This window comes from Streptomyces sparsogenes subsp. cuspidosporus (assembly GCF_039532705.1).
In the GTDB taxonomy this organism is placed as follows: domain Bacteria; phylum Actinomycetota; class Actinomycetes; order Streptomycetales; family Streptomycetaceae; genus Streptomyces; species Streptomyces sparsogenes.
This window is the reverse complement of record NZ_BAAASD010000148.1, coordinates 1-641: the sequence shown is the minus strand read 5'-3', so window position 1 is coordinate 641 and position 641 is coordinate 1. Positions and strand designations below refer to the sequence as shown.

At 72.9% G+C, this 641-nt stretch carries 1 protein-coding gene; it reads right to left on the bottom strand.

Features of this window, described 5'->3' with window-relative positions:
• Nucleotides 1-8: 8 nt before the first annotated feature.
• Nucleotides 9-641 (bottom strand): acyl-CoA carboxylase biotin carboxyl carrier protein subunit (locus ABFY07_RS42790; protein WP_346179625.1); only part of this gene is annotated, 633 nt, incomplete at its 5' end.

Genomic DNA, 641 nt, shown 5'->3' with positions numbered 1-641 from the left:
TGGTGTCGTCAGTCTTTGATGTCGCAGATGACGGCGCCGGCGGTGATGGAGGCGCCGACTTCGGCGGTCAGGCCCTTGACGGTGCCGGAGCGGTGGGCGTTGATGGGCTGTTCCATCTTCATCGCTTCCAGGACCACCACGAGGTCGCCTTCGGCGACCTGGTCGCCCTCGGCGACGGCGATCTTGACGATGGTGCCCTGCATGGGGGAGGCCAGGGAGTCGCCCGAGGCGGCGGAGCCGGACTTCCTGGCCGCCTTGCGCTTGGGCTTCTTCGCCCCCGCCCCGCCGCCGCCGGCGGGGGCCGCCGCCACGCCCAGCGACGCGGGGAGGGAGACCTCCAGGCGCTTGCCGCCGACCTCGACGACCACCACCTCGCGCGGGGCGGCCTCCTCCGGCTCGTCCCCGCCTCCGGTGGGGGTGTAGGGGGGGATGGTGTTGGTGAACTCGGTCTCGATCCACCGGGTGTGGACGGAGAACGGCTCGCTGGTGAAGGCGGGGTCGGTGACCACGGCCCGGTGGAAGGGGATCGCGGTCGCCATGCCCTCGACCTGGAACTCCGCCAGCGCCCGCGCCGCGCGCTGGAGGGCCTGGGCGCGGGTGGCGCCGGTGACGATGAGCTTGGCCAGCAGGGAGTCCCACGC